Origin of the sequence: Priestia flexa (genome assembly GCF_021441905.1) — a bacterium.
Classification (GTDB): Bacteria; Bacillota; Bacilli; order Bacillales; family Bacillaceae_H; genus Priestia; species Priestia flexa.
In genome coordinates this window covers 31,496-53,233 of record NZ_CP090431.1, presented here as the reverse complement: position 1 = coordinate 53,233, position 21,738 = coordinate 31,496, and the positions used below count along the sequence as shown (strand labels likewise).

Here is a 21,738-nt window from a genome sequence, read left to right as displayed (position 1 = left end):
ACTAATTTTCTGTTTTTTTAAAATTATAAGTTATATTGTTTATTTTAACAATATAACTTTGATTATTTATTTTAAATTTAGTTATTTTGCACAAAAATAAATAGTTTTTATAGATTTTATAACTATCTTTCATAAAAAGAAAGCGGTATCATTTTTTTGTAACCTTACGCATATTTTTATTTTCTTGCCAATTCTCTAAAGGAAACAAGCACCAAAATCTCATTTTTTCATAGTTTGAGATAAAAACGTTTGTTAGAGAAAGTGGGCTTAAATATGAAGATTGAACCTTTGTTTTATCGACCGCTTGCTTTGGACCTTCTTTATATGTGCGTACTGAGCTATCAACAGTATCAGCAAGCAGGCACGTTCGAGGTTCCAAAAGGGTATCAATTCATTAAAGCATTTCAAGCATCTGTCCTGGGGAAAAAAGAGTGGTTTGGGTTTATTCTAGAATCCGATAATGCCATAGTAATTGCATTTCGAGGAACTCAATCGGAAGCGAATTGGATTGCGGATGCTCAAATTCACCAGCGTCCTTACCCTTATACACAAAATGCTGGACTTGTTCATGAAGGATTTTTAAACATTTATGAATCATGTCGCGATGAGCTGCTGGCCACGTACACTACCTTACCTGCCAAGCCTCTTTATATTACGGGACATAGCCTTGGAGCTGCCCTCGCTACGCTACATGCTCTTGATGTTGCAACCAACACAAATTTCCCAAGCGTCACCATGTATAACTACGCATCACCACGGGTGGGAGATTCAAACTTTGTTCGTACGTATACAAGCTTAGTACCGCAGAGCCGATCGTTTATTAATACAACAGATGTCGTACCAAAACTTCCTCCTAAGGTATTTTATAACCCGTATACAAAAGAAACAATGTACTATGCAGATGACCCTTTAAAACTGTTGTTTACGATTCAAGGTGGAAGCACGGTAGAAAACCATAGTCCTAAAACCTATAGCGTGGGTATCTGGACGATGTCTGACTATCCCATTCTTTCTCCAAATTAAAAAGAAACTGTTTCTTTTTAATTTGGAGAAATATGCCTTATCTAAAGTGTTTAGGTTATAATAACCAGTTCGTTCCATTGCGCTACAGACACTCGCTTTCCGCGGGGAGGAATCTGAGCCTCCTTGCTTCGCTCGCGGGGTCTCAGTCTTTCCTCTATTTCCCGCAGGAGTCCCGTGCCTTACGCTCCATTCCACTAGTTCTCTAGAATTGATTTCCCAATCAACAAAAAATCCGAACTATAAAAGAGTAGTTAACTCTTAATAGCTCGGATAGATTATTGACTGAAATACTTATGTTCCAGCCTCTTTAGTTCATTTCTGCTTTTAATTCTTCAATTTGTAAAAGATGTCTTTTTTCATGATAGCCTATAAACTCAATCCACTGAGCCAAGTCCATATCACCAAAGATTGGATGAGGAAACGATTTTTTCTGTAGTTCTTCTGTCTCTACACGTTTAGTCACATCTTCTAACTTCGTGCGCGATGCTGCGAGCTTCATCTTCATTTCCTCTAACGTTCGCTTTTCTTCTGAAGGAATAACCTGTGGAGGTGCAGGTACTTTACGAGAGCGATCCGTCGTTAAATGAAACGGCTTCTTTTCTGCTGGCTTGTCCTCTCCATTTTGCAACTGGTGCCAAACGCGAGCCACAATCATTTCTTCCATTAGGTAGAGATGTTCCAACACTTGCATAATAGTCCATTTGTCATCTGATATCTTTTGATTCAACTCTTCATACGACAAATCTGAAACGGCTTCTAATACATCTTCACGAAAAGCTTGATTTGTATTCATAACATCACTCCTTTGTGTTCTTTTTTATCGTACCAAATATTATTTTGTTCGAAAAATAGTATCCTTTCCCATAAAAAGATTTAAAAAAACACCAAAACACTATTGACTTCCACGATGATATTGCGTAAAATTATAATTCTAACTTCAAAAAGAAGTAACTTGAGAGGATGTATTGTAAAATGCAAGGTAAAAATACTGGCATTCTACACATGTTTTTAAAAACAACTTACTCACACTGGATCGGCTTCGGAGCCGTAAGGATGCAAGAGAGGTAGGGCTTGCGTCGTTTAGGTTAAACGATCGTGTGGAATTGATGAACCGCGGCAATGGATAAATCCATATGAGCAGACACAATCAATGCTAATTGTGTCCAAAACAGCAGTGAAAATTTAAATCCTTATTAGTATGGGTTTAATCATAATATGAATTTGTTTTTACACTTGCAGAGAGGCAAGTTACTTAATATGAAAGCTAAAAAAGCGAGCAGGGATTTCCTTGCTCGCTTTTTTCATTTTACTAAATAGTTTCCAGTCTGTAATAGAAAACACATACCCCAACGAGATATGTGTTTTCACTTACTTCTTATTGCTCTGCCAAAACGTCTGCGAATGCTTTTGCATAAGGCGGTAAATCTGGTGGACGACGGCTTGAGATAATGTGGCCATCAACCACAACGGCTTCGTCATGCCAGATAGCGCCAGCATTCTCCATGTCATCTTTAATACCAGGTGTACTTGTGACGTTACGGCCATTTAAAATCTTCGCTGAGATCAGTACCCAGCCGGCGTGGCAAATTTGGCCAATTGGCTTTTTGTGCTCGTCCATATATTGAACCATTTCAATAACTTCTGGATAGCGACGCAGTTTATCTGGCGCCCATCCTCCTGGCACTAAAATAGCATCATAATCGCTTGCTTTCACATCGGAAAACGCATAGTCTGATACAGCGGGCACTCCGTATTTTCCTTTATACGTTTCCTTAGCCTTTTCACCAACTAAATGCACCTCAGCTCCTTCTTCACGAAGTCGCATGACAGGATACCATAACTCTAAATCTTCAAAGTCTTCGCTTACAAGCGCAATTACTTTTTTATTTTCTAAACGCATCTCGACACCTCCACTTTTCAGTATAGCATGTTCCGATTCCCCCTTGAAAATGTAAGCTTTTAGTGTGAAAGTGTACCCGACGTAGAATCAATAATCCAAGCAAGCTTCTCACGTGAAATCTTCATCTTATCAAATACCTTTTCAAAAACGGGGCCAACAATTAAAGGTGTGCCAAGATCTGAGAAGAATATTAAAATGCCTCCTAGCCAAGCTGACACTTGGATCTTCACACGCGTGTTTAAAACATGTATCACCTTTTCTGCAAACGCACCTGCTCCTCCAGATTTCTCTACAAGCGCTACAAATCAGCCGATAAACACAAGTAACACCAACACTCCGGCGTTATAACTATCCGTTAGCTGAACGAATAAGTAATCACCAATGAATATTTGAACAGATCCAATCGGTGCACCTTTTTTGTAAAATAACAATTCTTGACAAAGCACCCATGAATAAAGATAAAATAACATTTTTACTAATAAGTGCAAGAACAACAGCTATAACAGCTGGTATTAATGAAATCCAACCCATATGTTCCATAAAAAACCCTCCTGCACAAAATGAATAAATATATAATTAAATTAATTATCATTCATTAATATTATATATAAATCAACCTTTATTTGAAAATCTATTACTATTTCATTAAAAACAACTTGCGGCTTCTTTTCATGCTATAATGTACGCAATTACAAACTGTTTTTGAGGAGGTTTACCGTGAGCAAAGGAAAGATTTTAATAATTGAAGACGAAAAGAAAATTGCAAGGCTTATTCAACTTGAGCTGGAATACGAGGGATACGAAACTGCTACTGCTCATACTGGCACAGAAGGGCTATCGCTATTTCAGAGTCAACAATTTGATTTACTCATTCTTGACGTCATGCTTCCAGGATTAAGTGGTCTTGAAGTATTGAGAAGAATTCGATCTACCAACCAGCTTACACCAGTGATTTTGTTAACAGCTCGCGATTCACTTCCTGATAAAATTAGCGGACTTGATTTAGGGGCAAACGATTATATGACGAAGCCATTTGAAATTGAAGAGCTACTTGCCCGCATTCGCGTTTGGCTTCGCAACCAGTCTACTGCTATTGAAGAAAACCCACTCCTTCAAATTGGCGACTTAACCGTTGATGAAAAAACGCGGATGGTCACAAGAGAAAAAAATACAATTGAACTGACACCAAGAGAATTTGATTTGCTTATTTACTTATTAAAGAATCAAAATCAAGTTCTTAGTCGGGAACAACTTCTGACAAATGTGTGGGGATTTGATTACTACGGAGATACAAACGTAGTAGATGTATACATTCGCTATCTTCGCAAAAAGCTTGATGCACCTTATTCAACTCCTTACCTTCATACTGTACGTGGCGTTGGCTACATGTTAAAGGAATAAATGAGATGAAGCTAAAAACGAAAATTACGTTATTTACAACGCTCCTTCTTATCTTGCTGCTTCTCGTAACCAATAGCTCAATCTACTTTATCTTTAAAAAAACCATGACAGACAATGCCATAGAGCGCTTGGATAGTCAAGTTGATGATATTGCAGAAGGCTTTAACAGAAGTGGCTCAACCGCTGTTGAACCACGAAACTTATTCAATGCTTACGTCCCTTTAAACGGGATGATTCGCATTATTGATGAAAATAACAAATCGTTGCTAACAACCTTAAAGGATGAGCTATCGCTTCGCAGTTTAAATGCAACCTACCGAACAAATGAACACACCGATGTTACACAGGAATCAGGCGCCATTTATGCAAGTGCATCAATGCCTATTATTTGGACAAACGATAATGTTGTGAGCCTGGAACTTACCGAACGATTAGTGGATGTTGAGCAGTCTTTAGGGATTTTACGCATTATTCTAATTGTGGCTTCTTTTATTATTTTAGTTCCAACCGTTATTGGTGGTCGCTTTTTAAGCAAGGTGGTTTTACAGCCAATTCAATCACTCATTTATACAATGGAAGATATTCAAACCTCACGTACCTTTAAACGAATTACAACGAAGTCATCCTCTAAAGATGAGCTTGACCAAATGGCTAATACGTTTAACAACATGATGGATTTACTTGAAGAAAACTATAAAAAACAGGAACAGTTCGTATCTGATGCTTCCCATGAGCTAAAAACACCGCTTACAGTCATTGAAAGCTATGCGAATATGCTAAAGCGCTGGGGAATGAAGCGACCTGACATACTGGAAGAAGCGGTTGAATCCATTCACTCAGAGTCAATTCGGATGAAGACTTTAACAGAGCAAATGCTTGTCTTAGCAAAAGATGACTCCCAGTTGGACTTACATATACAGCCAACTGATATTAACACCCTATGTATTGAAACGGGTCGCAGTCTGCAGCAAGCATTCCAGCGAACGATTCATGTAAAGCCTTCACCGCATCCAATTCAAGTTAGTAGCGATGAGCAAAAGCTTAAGCAGCTTCTTTATATTTTACTAGATAATGCGATTAAATATAGCGAGGAATCAATAGAGTTAACCGTATCCACCTCAGCAGAGAACATGTGTCTTATTACAATTACAGACCAGGGAATCGGTATTCCAAAAGAGGATTTGGCTCACGTTTATGAGCGCTTTTTCCGCGTAGATAAAGCAAGAAACCGCGAGACTGGTGGCTCTGGATTAGGTCTGGCCATTGCAGCAAAAATTATTAAAGCACATCAAGGTACTATTCATATCGATAGTGAAGAAGGTAAAGGAACCATCGTACAAGTTCACTTGCCAATCTATTTCTCATGAAATTTTAATCTTCTTTTAACTTCATTATCATAAACCAATGAGACAATCAGTTGGAGGTGATACTATGAAACGAACATTTATTATGGTTTTAAGCGCGCTGGCTGTAGCCATCGGAATTTGGTATTGGGTAACAGCTTTAAACAATACAAATGCTTCTTCTTTATCAGAAAGCGACATACAAAGCCTCGTTAAGCAAAAATATGAAGGTCAGATTGAGCGAATTAAAAAAGTAGACAATCAGTTTCACGTACAGCTTACCAATCAAAACAATACGTACGAAATCATGGTTGATGGAGTTTCAGGTGACATTGTCGATTTTTCAAAAGTGAGTGAATCAACAAACCAAGAGAAATCTCCTCCCCAGCTCACTGAGGAGCAAGCAAAAAAGAAAGCTCTTGAACGTGTACAAGGTACTGTTGAAAACGTAAAAGAAAGCAATGAACACTACGATATAACAATTAAAAGTGATGATGGCACTCATATTGTGAAAGTCAGTCGCCCAGATGGTTCAATCGAAAATATCTCTAATCCCCCAAAAAATGAACAGTTAACTACTCTTATCAGCAAAGAAGGAGCAAAAAAAATTGCGTTAGAAAAAGTAAAGGGCACCATTTCATCTGTTGAACTAGAAGATGATGACGACCAGCTTTTATACGAAGTGGAGATTGATCAAAGCCCAGATGAAGAAGCAACTGTACTCATCGATGCGTATTCAGGTGAAATCATATCAATCCAGTTTGAGACTGATGATGATTAAAAGCTTATCCTGCTACTTTTGTAGCGTGGATAAGCTTATTTCTATGAATTATGAGAGCATTCCCTCAAAAACTATCCAATTTCTCATCAAATTCTAATCTTTCTCTCCTTTTCTTTTAATCTTCGCTGGATATGATAAGGATGTAAACAAAACAAGGAGGTTATTGATTATGAAACTTGCGACGACGTTATTAACGGGAACTTTAATTTTAGGTGGATTAGGTGCTGGTGCTTACGCTATGACAGATAAACAGCCTTTACAATCTGTATCAGCGAACTCAACAACCATTTCAGAAGAGCAAGCAAAAGAAATTGCGTTAGAACAAACAAATGGTGGAAACATCACAAAGATGAGCGTGGATACAGATGATAGAACGAAAAAGTATGAATTTGATATTGTAAACGGTGAATTTGAATACGATGTGGACATTGATTTCAACTCTGGAAAAGTAGTGGAGTTTGATCAAGAACGCTTAGATAGTGACGATGACGATGACGATGACCGTGATGATGGGATAAGTATTGAAGAAGCTAAACTTTCATTAGAGGAAGCAAAAAAATTAGCATTAAAAGAGCAAGCTGGAACGATTGTTGAAACAGAGTTAGACCGGGACGATAATCAGCTGCGCTATGAGATTGAAATTCACACTGACGATAATCATGAAGTCAACGTTGATATTGATGCGATGAACGGAAATGTATTGAATGTTGAGTGGGATGACTAATCCCCTTTTATATAGAAGAGTTTGGGACATAACAAAATGATTGCTTCTAAAAGACGAACACTAGCTGTTCCCATCTCTTTAGGTTATCTGAACACGTTCGTTCCATTGCGATACGGCCACTCGTTTTCCGCGGGGAGGAACCTGAGCTTCCTCGCTGCGCTTTGGAATCTCCGTTTTCCCTCTATTTCCCGCAGGAGTCGAGTGTCCTTCGCTCTATTCCACTCTGTTTCCAACATTGATTGTTTTCACAATCAACAAAAAACCTGAACGATTAAAAGTGAGGAACTCTCAATCGTTTAGGTTTATCATTGACTGAATTACTTATGTCTCAGTCTCTATTTTATATCTTCAGGCCTTAACTGAAAATGCGGATAATCTTTAAATCCTTCCCAGTCTCCTCCCCATTCAAAACCAAGCTCTTTACCAATTTCAGCTACTTCCATCCAATCCGACTTGCCGTTACCATTGCCGTCATACTCCATATCCCAGATAATATCACCATTATCTATTCGCAAAGCGAAATCGATAGCTAGACCATAATTATGATAAGACTCGCCACCTTTTGAATACGTGACAATCTGTCCTTCAGTCGTTCGGCCACGGGCATAAAGCTCGTCTTGTTCTTCAAATGATCGAAAGCCATCCGTAATGACAACATCTATTCCCTGTGCTTTTGTTTGTTCGATAAGCTGATCTCTTTTTTCAACTACAGCGGGATGAAGATCCGTTGCGTCTTTAAACTCATTTAAGCTGGGGCCAAAAGGTGAAATTGGCCAATTTTTTTGAACGAAAAAGATTAATCCATATACAATGATGCCAACTAATAGCAACTTTAGAATTGTTCCTACAGCATTCATGTTTTTATTCATGCTCCTTGCCTATACATGTAACGAATTAAGAATAAGCATAGTATACTCGGAGGTGAATGAAAAGAAATTCACTCTTGGAAATATGCTCCTCTCATCTTTTTTAAATCTTTTTGCCACTTTCACCATTTTTTCACTATTGCTGGTTACATTATCAAATGTGAACAACATACTTCTCATATGTTGTTCCTTTATCGGGGAACTTAACATAAAAAGGAGTGAGAAAAATGAACAAGAAGTGGCTTGGCTATGTGTTGGCCAGCAGTTTAACTCTCTGCGCAGTAGCAGCGGTAAACACACCTGTGTTTGCGGCAACAAAAGACAACGTAGGTGAAAATACAATCGTTCAGCGAACAAATCACTATAAAGATGACGTTCAGCTAGATGCAGAAACACAAGAAAAAGTGGATGCAGTTATGAACGAGGCAAAAACAAAATTAGAAAAGCTCGGTGTGGAATTTCCCGAGAAGAAAGATCATCCTTTCCACAACTTAACACAGGAGCAAAAAGAGCAGTTCCACAGCATTATAGAACAAGTAAAAGATGGCTCTTTAACAAAAGAAGAAGCCTATACTAAGTTAAAAGAACAAGGTATTAACCTGCCTAAAAAAATGCATAAACACCCGTTTTCCAATTTAACGGAAGAGCAAAAAGAACAAGCGAAAAAGATTATGAATCAAATTAAAGAAGGTTCCATTACAAAAGAAGAAGGTATCGCAAAGCTTAAAGAAATGGGAATCACCTTACCAGAACGTGAAAGTCGTCTATTACAAGGATTAACAGATGAACAAAAAGTGGAAGCAAGAGCAATTTTACAAGAAACAAAAGAGAAAGTAGAAGATTTAGGTGGAAACTTCCATCATGAAAAGCATAAGCATTTTGTCCAATCGTAAAAAAACCAGAGGCTGAGTAAGCCTCTGGTTTTTTACGTCATTAAGGACCCTACAATCTCTTGCGCTGAGCAGCTTTTCACTTTATTGTGACCAACTCCAGCCCAAAGTGAAAGGTAATCTACCGCCCCTTGCTCAGCAGCTTTTTTCCGAAGTGGCTGCGTCATATAGTGAACGTGCGGATAGGCTGCTGGGGCTGAGTCAGTATGTGAAATCAGAAACGCATTAGCCAAACCTCTAGCACGTCTGCCTGTAAAAGCTCGCGTGACGGCCGTCTCCTTATATGTTTTATTTAATAATGCTTTTTTATATGTAGGGTTTGCTCCACTTTCCTTACAGCAAAGAAATGCTGTTCCTACTTGAACGGCACTAGCCCCAGCAGTCAATACTATCTCTACATCATCTTTATCCATAATTCCACCGGCAGCAATAAGCGGCAAGCTAGACTGCTTTTTCACAAGATCAATCAGCTCTAAAACCCCATAGTCTTCCTCTTTCTCCTCTTGGTTGTCAAAGCTTCCTCGATGGCCACCCGCTTCAATTCCCTGCAAGCAGAGTGCATCCGCCCCTGCTTCAGCTGCCAGTTTAGCTTCTTTTGGTGTTGTTACCGTTACGATGACGAACGTCCCCTTCTCCTGCAACGCTAGAATGACATCTTTTGATGGACAGCCAAACGTAAAACTAACCAGTGGAACAGGGTGATTTGTTAAGAGAACGAGCTTATTCTGCCATTCATCGTCATGGTACCTTGGAACGCCTACTTCTGCCTGCAACGTAACAGCAATACGCTTTATATGCTGTTCATATTTTTTGAAGTCATAGTTTCTTTCTTCTTCTGGTACAAACAAATTCACGCCAAACACACCGGGTTTTTGCTTTTTCAGCTCTTCTATTTCTTCTTTTAGAGCAGATGTTGTTTTATACCCTCCTGCCAGAAAGCCCACTCCGCCAGCTTTGCAAACAGCAGCCGCTAGCTTAGGTGTAGATACTCCTCCTGCCATCGGTGCTTGAACTAATGGATATTTGCTGTTAAACATTAATCATTTCACCCTTTCTCTAACCTTACATTCTCCATGTTCTTTACTATCATCTAAATTTCCTGTTGATAAACCGAAAAAACCTATCCACTTAGGCGGATAGGTTTTTCAAACAACAAGTTAATTTATATATTTAAAAACTTTACGCAAACCGCGTACGGCACATCAACGGTTGAATCTAAAAACGTTAACTTCCCTGTTTCTTCATTTCGTTCAAACAGCACTAAGTTTCCAGTCTCTTGATTAGATGCAATAATAAATTGCTCTGTTGGATCTAATACGAAATCGCGTGGCCAGTCTCCTTTTGTATCCGTCCACTCAACAAATATAAGTTTACGACCGTCTTCATTGACCGCAAACGTTGCAATCGTATTATGCCCACGGTTTCCAGCATAGACGAAGCGGCCATCTGATGAGATATGAATCGCACTTCCTTGGCTATTTTCAGTAAAATCTGCTGGTAGCGTTGCGATTGCTTGTAGTTGTGTAAAGCTCCCTTCTTGCGCGTTATACTCTAACACTAACACTTCGTTGCTTAACTCTGTCATCACATACGCGTACTTGCCGTTTGGATGGAAAGTTAAGTGTCTTGGTCCAGCGCCAGGTGCCGTGTTAAACGTTTGAGCTTTTGTTAACTTCCCTTCTTCTCCAACAGCATACGTGATAATTTCATCTGTGCCAAGATCCACTGCTACAGCGTACTTACCGTCTGGCGTAAAGTCTGAATAGTGAGCGTGTGGCTTTTCTTGACGATCTTTATTTGGACCTTTACCTTCATGTTGCATAACTGAAGTGGCTGGCCACACTTCGCCACTTTGAGGAGAAGTTACGTATGACTCAATACTTCCTCGATGATAATTGGCAGTTAATACTTGGTTATTGCTATCGTTAACCGTCACATAACATGGTGAAGGCCCTTCAAGCATTTGTTTATTCACAAACGTTAAATCGCCGTTTTCAGAATTGATTTTATAAGAAGCTACGCCTCCCTTATCTCCTTCTTTTACAACAGCATATAAGTATTCATTGCTCTTACTAATGTTCACATATGTAGGATTATCGATTTTAGCTACTGCTCGTACATCTCTTAATTCCTTTTTCTCTGCATCAAATGTAAATGTGTATATTCCTTCACTTGAACCTTTTGTATACGTTCCAACATAACCAGTAAACGTTTTTCCTCGAGTCATCGCTGCATACCCTCCTAAATTATTCATTCTATCTTTTAACTATATCATAACTATAGCTGAAGTCTCATTTTTACTCTCCCCTGAATGCCCTTTTTACAAACATGAAATCAAGCGGGTTTCTTGCTTTTTTAGTTTAGGGAGCGTTATCATAAAATTTGGATTAAACTTAGTTTGGATTTTTTAAAAATCCATTTTAGATATAGAGAATATACATTCAAAAGGAGGAGTTTACTTGATTTCATTAAAAAGTGAACGCGAAATTAACTTAATGCATGAAGCAGGTAAGTTATTGGCTCAATGTCATAAAGAGATTGAACAAATGATTAAGCCAGGTATTACGACGCATCAAATTGACCAATTTGTTGAAAAATTTTTAGAGAAACACGGTGCTACGCCAGAGCAAAAGGGTTATAAAGGGTACCAGTTCGCAACATGTGCATCGTTGAACGACGAAATCTGCCACGGCTTCCCAACGAAGACACCTTTAAAAAGCGGAGATATTGTTACTATTGATATGGTGGTTAACTTAAACGGAGCTTTGGCTGATTCAGCATGGACTCATAAAGTTGGGGAAATCTCTGAGGAAGCAGAGCGCTTAATGGATGTAACGTACAACGCATTATACAAAGGCATAGAGCAAGCACAGGTTGGAAATCGAACAGGTGATATTGGCTATGCTATCCAATCTTACGTAGAAGGAGAAGGCTTTTCTGTCGTTCGTGACTTTACAGGACACGGCATTGGTAACACAATGCACGAAGAGCCAACCATTTTCCACTATGGCAAGCCTGGGAAAGGACCTCGTTTAAAAGAAGGTATGGTTATTACAATTGAACCGATGGTAAACGTAGGAACTTGGCATTCCAAAATGGACAAAAACGGATGGACAGCGCGTACAACAGATGGAAAACTATCTGCGCAGTACGAGCATACCATTGCAATTACGAAAGAGGGACCGGTTATTTTAACCGAACAATAAATTAAAAGACTGCTCAGGCAGTCTTTTAATTTATTGGCAACGTCATCATAAACGTTGTTCCTTTTTCAGATGTTTCCACTAACTCAATATCTCCACCGTGATTTTGAAGAATCGTCTTCACAATGGTTAAACCTAATCCCGTGCCGTTTTCCTTCGATGTAGTAAACGGATAAAAAATACTTTTTTGAACCTCTTCTGGGATGCCAGTACCACTATCTTTTAGATAAATGCAGTATTGATTTCTCTTCACCATTCCGGTGATTTCCATCCTGCCAGCCCCACCCATAGCTTCTATGCTATTGCGCAACAGGTTATGAACCACTTGCTTTATTTGTTTATCATCAATCCAAACCATTGCTTTTTCCATCTCTACTTGAATCGTAAAGGCTTGATTATTAGCGGTAATAAACGAAATGATTTCTTCTAGTACATAATCAATTCTTTTTGCTTTCATAACGGGTGCTCTAGGCTTTGCAAGCATCAGCATTTCTTCTACGATGGAATTAATTCGTTCAAGCTCTTTAAGCAGTAGCTCAACCTGAAACGATTTACGCTCATCTACAGAAAGCCCATGGTTCATAAGTGATAAAAAACCATGAATAACTGCTAATGGATTACGAATTTCATGAGCTGCTCCTGCAGCTAGTTCTCCTACTAGCGCTAGTTTCTCTGATTGATGCATGCGACGTTCTAACTGTTCGGTATCAGTAATGTCGATGAAATGGAAGATACGGCCGACCACATTGTTTTCATCGTCTACTAGCTGTGATTGAGAAACCAGCAGGCAGCGTTCTTCCTGATTGAGCTGGTACGTTACTTTTTGATGCTTTTTTACTTTTTTCTCACGCAAAATACGCCAAAATGCTTCATTGTCGTTCCCTTCATGATGTAAAGCATGTTGAACATCGCTTAAGCTAATCATTAACATCTTTTTTACTGCTGCATTTAAGAAAAGATGATTATTGTAATGATCAACTGTAATAATACCAACAGGCAATGAGTTCAATATTTGCTCGCGGTATGTCTTCTCTGCCGTTATCTTATGGAAAGACTCAGAAAGATTTTGAGACATCTTATTTATTGATTTGCTCAGTCTAAGAAACTCGATTTGCTTCTCTTCTTCTAATCGTAAACCGTACTCACCATCGGCAATCCGATCGACTCGTGCAGTCATGCTTTCCACAGGTTTGGTAAGCATTCTGCTCATCCGGTAAGAGATAAGAATCGATAAGAATACAATGACAACCATTGAAATTAATAACCCAATTAGTGCGTTTCGAATAATAAGCGGTAAATCACCAGACAATTGACCTAAGGAATTTGATACGTCTTTCTTTTGATCCTGAATTTCTGCTTGTACCTTGTATAGCTGAGGCAAGTAAACCTCGTCAAGATAAGTAGCAGCTGCTTCTTGATCTTCGTAAGCGATTAATCCTGCGACATTATTATTTATTTGGAAGTCAAGTAGTTGGATTTGTTCTTTCAATTGCTGGAGCGATGCTGGAAAAGCTACCTGATCATTCTCCACTCTGCTTATTGCATGGTTTCCGTATTGTTTATATTCCGTTACTACGCTCGTACAGCAATCATTTCTGTCTAAATTATTTGAAACAATGTATTGCTTAACATGCAGCTCTTCTTCCCAGTAAGAAAGCCAAACTAATTCTGGGATCTCTTCGTCTTTTAACTTTTGGCTAACACCACTCAAATCATCGATTGAATATACAAAAATAAACGACAGGCTGCTCAACAACAAGGCAATAACCAAGAGTGAACTTAGGATTTTACTCCGAAACGAAAGCTTACTTATCACATTCTTCATAATCATCTCTTTCTTTGTATACTTTCTATATTGCTAGCTTCCTGCTACTATTCTTCTATGCTATCCTCGATTGCGCTCTTCTCTTTTTCTGTGTACATAGGACCAAAAGGAGCAAGTCGATAAACACCATCATTCTCATCTAAAACGACCGTTCCTGATGGTAAACCGCTTTCGCTAAAATAGTCCTCCATAATGGAGCGATAAGACTGTGGTACATCATTGATAACGCTTGTCAGTACTTGACTCTCTCCCATATACGATTGATCATCAAGATAACCTATGACATAAATTCCTTTTTCTTTAGCTACACTAATAATATCTCGATTGTATGAATTTCCTTTAGTATAAATGACGTCGACTCCTTGGTCTACTAACTCATTCATCAACTCAACAGCTTTTTTACTATCATCTCGACTATTTACCACTCGGTAAAAGAATTCAATATTCTGATCCGCCGCCATTAGCCCATTTTCAAAGCCTTTATTCTTTTCACGAGCTTCAAATGCATCAATAAGACCTACTTTGTTACTACTTGTTTTAAAACTAGCTGCAACTCCTGCTTCATATTCAGTTTGATATTGATCAAACGTATAGACTGTTTGATTTGAATGCTCAGCGGTACCGTGTATCGTAACGAAGTGAACATCTGGATAGGAGGTTGCTAATTTATTAAAAAAAGGAGAGAACTCCCTTCCGTGACCAATAATGACTTCAGCTTTTTCTTCAACTGCAGCCTGAACAGCATTTTGAATTTTTTGTTTACTATCAAGCTGGCTGTAAACCTTTGCAATGACGGGGAATTCATTCTCAATTTCCACTTTCCCTTTATAGGCTAAACTTCCCCAACTTTGATCTACAATAACATCACTAGTTAAAATAGCGACATGTTTTTTTTCATCTGGTTCTGCCCCTTGATTATGTAAAATCCCTTGTGCTTTTAGCATAATAACAGCAAAAAGAATGAAAAAGAACAGCACCGCAATAAAGATAATTATTTTTGATTGTTTTGCTTGTTCCAATATAATTCTCCTTTTTCAACTTCTTCCTTTATTATACAAAAAACAAACCCTTAAAAACTACATTTTCAGTCATTTTTTTTCTTTTTTCGACATTTTTTGCGCATATCAGCACTTAAATACTCCTTTTTAGTGGCTGAAACGTGCTTAATCACCTCTGAAAAGGGTGAGAATTAATCTTCGTCTTTTACATCCATGTCTTCTGGAATAGGCTCACTTAAATACTCTTCCATCTGCTTTTTATATTTTTCAAGCTGCTCAAAATGCGTATTAAATTGTTCTTTGTTTACTACGTATTGTTCACCGTCAAAAACAGTACGAATCTTTCCTTGCTGAATAAGACTTTCAATATATTGTTCAGGTAAGGATAAATACTCGGCTGCTTCTTTTAGTGTTAAGTACATTTTTATTCCTTCTTTCAATTCATAACTTACTTCTAGAATACCACGTTTAAAAGGAAAGAGCTTCAATAAGTCATTGAAGCTCTTTCAACAGTTCATTTAATTCTTGCTGTGATAGCTCTCTCCAAGCCCCCGCTTCTAAATTTCCTAGGTGAATATTCATAATGCGAATCCGCTGCAGGCGCTCAACTCGATAACCTAATGCTTTACACATTCTTCTAATCTGCCGATTAAGTCCTTGAGTTAAAATAATCTTAAACACATTGTCACTTATTTTTTCGACCTTACACGGCTTGGTGATGGTATTTAAAATCTCAACACCGCTTTCCATTTCCAGCACGAACTGCTCTGTAATTACCTTATCCACCGTAACGACATACTCTTTTTCATGACCATGCTCTGATCGGAGAATTTTGTTGAAAATGTCACCATCATTTGTCATTAAAATAAGCCCTTCAGAAGCTTTGTCCAAGCGGCCAACAGGAAAGATTCGCGTTGGATAATTTACAAAATCAATGATATTTCCCTCTACTTCTTTAGCTGCGGTACACGTAATACCTACCGGCTTATGAAGCGCTAAATAAACAGACTGTTCCTTACGAGGGATAGGCCTTCCATCAATCAGAACTTCATCATGTTCTGCTATCATGGTGTTCTTCTCACTCACGATTCCGTTCACCGTTACTCTACCCTCTATGATTAAGCGATTTGTTTGCCTTCTCGAACAAAAACCTGTATCGCTAATATATTTTTGAATTCTCATCTTATACTCGCTTTCTCTACCTTTTTCTTTATTTTAGAGAATTTAATGTTAAAAAGCATTAAGAATTTGAATAAGGTAGACTCATTGGCGTGACAAACTGCTGATGAACCAAGCTATGGTACGCTCTTTTTTCAGCCATTAACTCATCATGATTACCTTTTTCTTTAATGTTACCATTTTCAATAAACATAATCGTATCTGCATGGCGAATAGTGTTTAATCTATGAGCAATAATAAAGCTCGTTTTCCCTTGTAAGATGGTGCTTAGTGCCTCCTGAAGATACAGTTCGGTTCGCGTATCAATATTGCTGGTTGCTTCGTCCAGAATAAGCAGTGATGGATTTGAAAGCAGCACTCTGGATATCGCAAGCAGCTGCTTCTGACCTTGGCTCAGATTATCACCATTTTCCGATAGCTTGGTTTCATATCCTTTTGGCAATTGATTAATGAAGTAATCTGCATTCGCTACTTTAGCCGCTTCTTTTACTTCTTCGTCACTTGCTTCTGGGTTTCCGTATCGAATGTTTTCCATAATTGTTCCTGAAAATAAATACGTATCTTGAAGCACGATACCGAAGCATTTCCTTAAACTTTCTCTCGTATAGTTCCGAATATCAATTCCATCAATTAAAATTTGTCCTTCAGAGACCTCATAAAACCTTGTGAGCAAATTAACAATGGTTGTTTTTCCTGCCCCAGTTGTTCCAACTAAAGCTGTACTACTGCCTGCTTCTGCCTTAAAGCTGATATTTTTTAAAATCAACGCATCATCGCTGTAACCAAAGCTTACATTTTTAAATTCCACAATCCCTTTTGGATTTGTTAAATCAATTGCATTCTCAGGGTCTGCATCTTCTTCTTCGCTATCTAACACGTCAAATACTCGTTCAGCACCAGCCACGCCCGACTGAAGAGTATTAAAGATATTCGCAAGGTCATTTAACGGACGTACGAATTGACGCGAATAGGTGATAAAGCTTGCAATTAAGCCTACTGTAATGAGCTCATTAATAGCTAAATATCCTCCTACAACGGCTATGACCATAAAACCAAAGTTATTAATTACGTTCATCATCGGCATTAAAAATCCTGACCATATTTGTGCTTTGATGCCAACTTCTCGCAGTCTCGTATTCACTTCTTCAAATCGATGAATGGACTTCTCTTCATAATTATAGGCTTTAACAACCTCTAACCCAGAGATCATCTCTTCAACATGCCCATTGAGCATCCCTAGCTCTTTTTGTTGCTCCTTAAATAGCACTTTCGTTTTTCTAGCAATCGACTTTGTTAAAAGAAACATTAAGGGAATGGTAATAAGGCTCGCTAGCGTGAGTAACGGACTTAAGACTAACATCATAACTAATGATCCAATTAAGATAATCACACCAGACATGAGCTGCGTAATAGACTGCGAAATTGACGTGCTAACGTTATCAATATCGTTTGTTAATCGACTCATCATTTCTCCATGTGTGCGTGAATCAAAAAAAGCTAGAGGTAGCTTTTGCAGCTTACCAAACAAATGTCGCCTTAACCTTTTAACCATTCTTCCAATAATTCCGGCCATAATCCAGCCTTGTGAAAAATTTAATAGAGAGCTTGTGATATACGCAACCAAAAGCGTCACTATCACGGTATTGAGCACGCTAAACGAAACAGTTTCGGTCAGCGCCATCGTATCTACCGCTTTCCCAATTAAAAATGGAACGAAAAGCAAGATGACTGAATCAACCATCGTCAACAGAAAAACAGTAGACAAAAGCGCTTTATCTCCTCCAAAATACGACCAGAGCCTCTTCATCGTTCCTTTAAAATCTTTCGGCTTTACGACTTGCCTTTGAAAGCGAGCCGCACCTCCGCCACCCGGACGGCCAGGCATAAGAGGTGCGCTATCCTTTTTCACTTCTTGATTGGTTCTTTCCGCCAAGTTAACGCACCTCCTTTTCAAACTGTGATTCGTAGATTTCTTGATAAGCTTGACACGTTTTTAATAGCTCATCATGCTTGCCGTTCCCAACGATCTCACCGTTATCCACTACAAGAATTCGGTCTGCATCCGCTACCGTTGAAATTCGCTGTGAAACAAGAATACAAGTAATATTATCGGCATATCTCTGCAACGATTGTTTAATCTTCCCTTCAGTCACCATATCGACTGCGCTAGTGCTATCATCTAAGATTAAGATTTCAGGCTTTTTAATTAGCGCTCGAGCGATTGAAACTCGCTGCTTTTGGCCGCCCGATAAGTTCACGCCACCCTGTCCAATTTCCGTTTCATAGCCTTCTGTTGACCTTTGAATAAACTGATTTGCATCAGCAATTTCAGCTGCTAGCTGTACTTCTTCTTTGGACGCATCTTCTCGTCCCCAGCGGATATTATCACCAATCGTCCCCGTGAATAACATCGCTTTTTGAGCAACAATCGCAATTCTTTCACGTATGGCTTTTGGCTCAATCTCGCGAATGTCGCTATCGTTTAGTTTGATTGTCCCGCTCGTTGCGTCATATAAGCGTGGAATTAAACTCACAAGACTGCTTTTTCCAGCACCCGTTTTTCCGATAATACCAATAGTTTCTCCAGGCATACACGTAAACGTCACGTTTTTTAAGACCGGCTCTTGCGATGTTTCATTATATGAAAAAGATACATTTTCAAACTCGATTTTTCCGCCTTGATTAGAAACAAACTGTTCCTCTGTCCACACCATATCATTTACTTCGCCCAGCACTTCACCAATGCGGCCAGCTGACGTTCTCGCTCGGACAAACATATTAAACACCATGGAAATCATCATGAGTGAAAAGAGAATTTGCGTCATATAGTTCGTAAACGCCACAACGTGCCCCACTTGAATTGTGCCGCCTTCTACTCCATGACCACCAATCCAAAGAACGGCCACAATTCCTACGTTCATCACAAGCATAATAATTGGACTAAAAATAGCAATGACTCTCGTGGCCGCAACCGATTTATCCTGAAGCTCATCGTTAAACCCGCTAAATTTCGTTGTTTCATAATTAAAACGATTGAATGCTTTTACTACGCGAACACCTGATAAATAGTCTCGCATTGATCCATTGACTCGATCGAGCGCATTCTGGAGCTTTGCAAAGCGCGGAATGCTGAGTTTAATATTTGTAATAAGCAGAACCACAATCATCGGTACCACGACCATAAGTACCACAGATAAATGAATATTTAACGTGGTTGCCATAATGAGGCCACCAATTGCTAGTAAAGGCGCTTTAATATAAATTCTCATCAAGCCGTTCACAAACAGCTGCACCTGCGTCACGTCATTTGTTAGTCTCGTAATTAACGACGCTCGGTCATAGTTATTGATTCGTTTAAAAGAAAGAGTTTGAATCCGTCTAAACAAATCAAGGCGCAGCTCAGCCCCAAAATTTTGAGACGTGATGCTTGCCAAAATGCTACGTGTCGAAGCTGCTACTCCTCCAAGCAGCGTCACGCCAAGCATCACCGCTCCCATCCGAAGCACATAGTCTAAATCCCGATTGGCTATTCCAACATCAATAATTTTTGCCATAATCGTTGGTTGCATCAAGTCACAAATGGCTTCTAGCATTAGGAACAAAAGTGCAATGCTAAAAGGCTTATAGTATTTTTTTATGTATCCTCTGTAGTTACCCATACATCACCCCACACTTAGTTAATAGACCGCCAACGAACAGCTCGTATAGTTTTATTATATTTAAATGATTAAACAATTTACCATCTTTTTATGTAGAAAGCAGTTTTGAGAAGATAAAAAAGCTCAATTCCGTTTGGATTTGAGCTTTTTGTGTACTTTGAACTCTAGTTTAGCCAGCCTGAGCAACATATCTATACTGATACACCTTTACTAAGTGACGATGAGTCAAAGCTAAGGATAACATAAATATAACTTCAAACAGGTTTATCACAGCTGTACTTGGAAGAGAAAAAGGAATTGCGCTTCCTACAATCATCACTGCTACGCCAATCATCATGATGCTCCAATTCATGTGCTTGAAGATTGAGATACCGATAAAAAGTAAGATAAGCGCTACAACTATTACCATAATAGGTGGACCAGATGTTCCTATAATTCCATAGCGAATAATGCCATACTCACTTATAGCTGCCACATCATGACTAATTGTCTTTACTACTTCATAACTAATAAGGATTGCTGTGCTTATCAGAAACAACACCTTAACAATTGGCTTATTAGCCCAGCTAATATTGGCATGTTTTGCGACCCCATATCCAAACAGAATAAGTGTTGGCGTAAACAAAGCATGGAGCCAAAAGCGGAGCAAGCTAAGAGCAAAGAGTGTATTCCCCTCGCCAATAAATGAACCTATAAAGATAATTAAATTATCATAGATTAAGCCTATGATTACTAAAGGAAAGGAAAGCATATAAAACGATAATGCTTTTTTCTTAATTAATTTAATACTGAATAGAAACAATGCTACGTAGAAAATAGTAAATAGTAGATAGAGAATGGTATCAATCATTTTTGCTCCTTTTGATAAAAAACAATTCTTTCAAACATAGTGGCTATCACGGTTTGTTCGAATTTCTAATCATTTCTTTTAATTTTGCTTGATTACAATGTTTGGCTTTTCTAATGCCTGTGAAAGTGACCACTCGGCACGGTCATCCTTTTTTACTCGTACTTTTTCAACCCTAATATTTTGCTTTTTTAATGCTTTAATGATCATATCAATTGAATTCATTCGACTCACTCTCCAAAGAAATGCTTAGTATTTGTTTTCTTTTATCCATGTTAGTGTAGTCTGTGCCATTTCATCCTGCTGCTTTTTAACGGGGATAGATGCTTTCATATCTCCTTTTTGCGGTCCATAAACTCCAAATTGAGCATGATTTCCACCTTTTATTTCATGCATTGTTGCATTCTTGGAAAGAAGCTGCTGCGTGTCTTGAATCTTATCTTTTGTAGATAGGCCGTCTTTTTCACCATATATAGACAAAATAGGAAGGTTAGTGTTTGAAAAATCAGATGCTTCATCCGGATAAGAACCTAAGAAAAACAAACCAACCACTTCTTTTGGATGAGAATGAGCAAATTTAGATGCCGCAACGCCACCTAAAGAATGTCCACCTACGATCCACTTGTTTACTGATGAATAACTATCCATTACCTCTTGCGCTTTATTTGAGTCAAACAAGGCAAAGTTAAGGTTTACATTGGGTATTGCAACCAGATAACCTTCGTCTGCTAATTGTTTACCGTAGTAACTGTAAGCTTCAGGTTCTACTTTTGCACCTGGATACAACACGATCCCGATTTGGTTATTCTCTTTAGGATTAAAGATAACCCAATCTTCTTCTTGCTTAATTTCTTTTTTATCTATGAGCGTATAAAGCTTTTCAGATGGTTCATATGTTTGCTGTGACCATATAAAAAAGCCTAGAAAACCCAATACTAGTAGAGTGACAATACTAGCCAAAAGGTAACTTATTTTTTTCTTCATCCACAAGTCCTCTTTTCTTCTGAATTACATTTGTTTGATTTGGTCAAATCCATTAAAATGATGATAGACCCTTTAAATAATTATATATACTGAAAGGTTAATTAATCAACTGAAT

At 38.4% G+C, this 21,738-nt stretch carries 23 protein-coding genes; 7 read left to right on the top strand and 16 right to left on the bottom strand.

The annotated features are described in order from the left end of the window. Positions 1-273 precede the first annotated feature (273 nt). Positions 274-1,023 carry a lipase family protein gene (locus tag LZP85_RS00260; protein WP_025907583.1) on the top strand — a complete coding sequence of 250 codons (750 nt, stop codon included), beginning with the start codon at positions 274-276 and terminating at the stop codon, positions 1,021-1,023. Between the two features lie 307 nt (positions 1,024-1,330). On the opposite strand, the gene LZP85_RS00255 is transcribed toward LZP85_RS00260, so the two are convergent. From LZP85_RS00255 to LZP85_RS00240, 4 genes are all read right to left on the bottom strand, one after another. After that, positions 1,331-1,816, bottom strand: a complete 486-nt coding sequence (locus LZP85_RS00255; RefSeq protein ID WP_078990427.1) for a DinB family protein — start codon at positions 1,814-1,816, stop codon at positions 1,331-1,333. A 582-nt stretch (positions 1,817-2,398) separates the two neighbouring features. Continuing rightward, positions 2,399-2,923, bottom strand: coding sequence for a type 1 glutamine amidotransferase domain-containing protein (locus tag LZP85_RS00250; RefSeq protein WP_061786459.1), 525 nt, complete (start codon positions 2,921-2,923; stop codon positions 2,399-2,401). Between the two features lie 59 nt (positions 2,924-2,982). Next, positions 2,983-3,177: a hypothetical protein gene (locus LZP85_RS00245; protein WP_206782817.1), complete on the bottom strand. Its 195-nt coding sequence runs from the start codon at positions 3,175-3,177 to the stop codon at positions 2,983-2,985. 121 nt (positions 3,178-3,298) lie between these two features. Next, a complete protein-coding gene (locus tag LZP85_RS00240; protein ID WP_226639392.1) occupies positions 3,299-3,463 on the bottom strand; it encodes a hypothetical protein in 165 nt (54 codons plus the stop codon). A 177-nt stretch (positions 3,464-3,640) separates the two neighbouring features. Between LZP85_RS00240 and LZP85_RS00235 the strand changes: the two genes are divergently transcribed. The 4 genes from LZP85_RS00235 to LZP85_RS00220 all read left to right on the top strand — a co-directional run bounded on the left by LZP85_RS00235 (position 3,641) and on the right by LZP85_RS00220 (position 7,172). Beyond that, positions 3,641-4,324, top strand: coding sequence for a response regulator transcription factor (locus tag LZP85_RS00235; protein WP_025907586.1), 684 nt, complete (start codon positions 3,641-3,643; stop codon positions 4,322-4,324). A 5-nt stretch (positions 4,325-4,329) separates the two neighbouring features. After that, complete coding sequence (locus LZP85_RS00230; RefSeq protein WP_076512837.1) at positions 4,330-5,691, top strand: sensor histidine kinase; 1,362 nt, start codon at positions 4,330-4,332, stop codon at positions 5,689-5,691. A 64-nt stretch (positions 5,692-5,755) separates the two neighbouring features. Beyond that, on the top strand, positions 5,756-6,448 hold the full coding sequence (locus LZP85_RS00225) for a PepSY domain-containing protein (protein ID WP_025907590.1): 693 nt from the start codon (positions 5,756-5,758) through the stop codon (positions 6,446-6,448). Between the two features lie 169 nt (positions 6,449-6,617). Then, positions 6,618-7,172, top strand: coding sequence for a PepSY domain-containing protein (locus LZP85_RS00220; RefSeq protein ID WP_206782815.1), 555 nt, complete (start codon positions 6,618-6,620; stop codon positions 7,170-7,172). Positions 7,173-7,507: 335 nt separating this feature from the next. Here LZP85_RS00220 and LZP85_RS00215 read toward each other — a convergent pair whose 3' ends face one another. After that, positions 7,508-8,041, bottom strand: a complete 534-nt coding sequence (locus LZP85_RS00215) for a M15 family metallopeptidase (protein ID WP_225002172.1) — start codon at positions 8,039-8,041, stop codon at positions 7,508-7,510. A gap of 224 nt (positions 8,042-8,265) precedes the next feature. Between LZP85_RS00215 and LZP85_RS00210 the strand changes: the two genes are divergently transcribed. Further along, positions 8,266-8,931: a hypothetical protein gene (locus LZP85_RS00210; protein ID WP_119543917.1), complete on the top strand. Its 666-nt coding sequence runs from the start codon at positions 8,266-8,268 to the stop codon at positions 8,929-8,931. 32 nt (positions 8,932-8,963) lie between these two features. Here the strand turns inward: LZP85_RS00210 and LZP85_RS00205 are convergent, their stop codons facing one another. Both LZP85_RS00205 and LZP85_RS00200 read right to left on the bottom strand, forming a co-directional pair. Next, on the bottom strand, positions 8,964-9,965 hold the full coding sequence (locus LZP85_RS00205; protein ID WP_119543916.1) for a nitronate monooxygenase: 1,002 nt from the start codon (positions 9,963-9,965) through the stop codon (positions 8,964-8,966). Between the two features lie 125 nt (positions 9,966-10,090). After that, on the bottom strand, positions 10,091-11,155 hold the full coding sequence (locus LZP85_RS00200; RefSeq protein WP_226639390.1) for a lactonase family protein: 1,065 nt from the start codon (positions 11,153-11,155) through the stop codon (positions 10,091-10,093). Positions 11,156-11,387: 232 nt separating this feature from the next. Between LZP85_RS00200 and map the strand changes: the two genes are divergently transcribed. Beyond that, positions 11,388-12,134, top strand: coding sequence for a type I methionyl aminopeptidase (gene map / locus LZP85_RS00195; protein WP_025907602.1), 747 nt, complete (start codon positions 11,388-11,390; stop codon positions 12,132-12,134). 25 nt (positions 12,135-12,159) lie between these two features. Here the strand turns inward: map and LZP85_RS00190 are convergent, their stop codons facing one another. The 9 genes from LZP85_RS00190 to LZP85_RS00150 all read right to left on the bottom strand — a co-directional run bounded on the left by LZP85_RS00190 (position 12,160) and on the right by LZP85_RS00150 (position 21,623). Continuing rightward, positions 12,160-13,956 carry a sensor histidine kinase gene (locus LZP85_RS00190; RefSeq protein ID WP_182840868.1) on the bottom strand — a complete coding sequence of 599 codons (1,797 nt, stop codon included), beginning with the start codon at positions 13,954-13,956 and terminating at the stop codon, positions 12,160-12,162. A gap of 47 nt (positions 13,957-14,003) precedes the next feature. Then, positions 14,004-14,975 carry a BMP family ABC transporter substrate-binding protein gene (locus LZP85_RS00185; RefSeq protein WP_119543914.1) on the bottom strand — a complete coding sequence of 324 codons (972 nt, stop codon included), beginning with the start codon at positions 14,973-14,975 and terminating at the stop codon, positions 14,004-14,006. A gap of 170 nt (positions 14,976-15,145) precedes the next feature. Next, positions 15,146-15,376 carry an excisionase family DNA-binding protein gene (locus LZP85_RS00180; protein WP_025907605.1) on the bottom strand — a complete coding sequence of 77 codons (231 nt, stop codon included), beginning with the start codon at positions 15,374-15,376 and terminating at the stop codon, positions 15,146-15,148. Between the two features lie 70 nt (positions 15,377-15,446). After that, positions 15,447-16,136 carry a pseudouridine synthase gene (locus tag LZP85_RS00175; protein WP_206782811.1) on the bottom strand — a complete coding sequence of 230 codons (690 nt, stop codon included), beginning with the start codon at positions 16,134-16,136 and terminating at the stop codon, positions 15,447-15,449. A gap of 58 nt (positions 16,137-16,194) precedes the next feature. Next, positions 16,195-18,018: an ABC transporter ATP-binding protein gene (locus tag LZP85_RS00170; RefSeq protein ID WP_226639444.1), complete on the bottom strand. Its 1,824-nt coding sequence runs from the start codon at positions 18,016-18,018 to the stop codon at positions 16,195-16,197. Positions 18,019-18,067: 49 nt separating this feature from the next. Further along, on the bottom strand, positions 18,068-19,792 hold the full coding sequence (locus LZP85_RS00165; RefSeq protein ID WP_206782810.1) for an ABC transporter ATP-binding protein: 1,725 nt from the start codon (positions 19,790-19,792) through the stop codon (positions 18,068-18,070). Positions 19,793-19,961: 169 nt separating this feature from the next. Further along, positions 19,962-20,642 carry a hypothetical protein gene (locus tag LZP85_RS00160; RefSeq protein WP_226639388.1) on the bottom strand — a complete coding sequence of 227 codons (681 nt, stop codon included), beginning with the start codon at positions 20,640-20,642 and terminating at the stop codon, positions 19,962-19,964. Between the two features lie 78 nt (positions 20,643-20,720). Further along, complete coding sequence (locus tag LZP85_RS00155; RefSeq protein WP_165932521.1) at positions 20,721-20,864, bottom strand: hypothetical protein; 144 nt, start codon at positions 20,862-20,864, stop codon at positions 20,721-20,723. A gap of 24 nt (positions 20,865-20,888) precedes the next feature. After that, complete coding sequence (locus LZP85_RS00150) at positions 20,889-21,623, bottom strand: alpha/beta family hydrolase (protein ID WP_206833774.1); 735 nt, start codon at positions 21,621-21,623, stop codon at positions 20,889-20,891. Between the last annotated feature and the right edge of the window lie 115 nt (positions 21,624-21,738).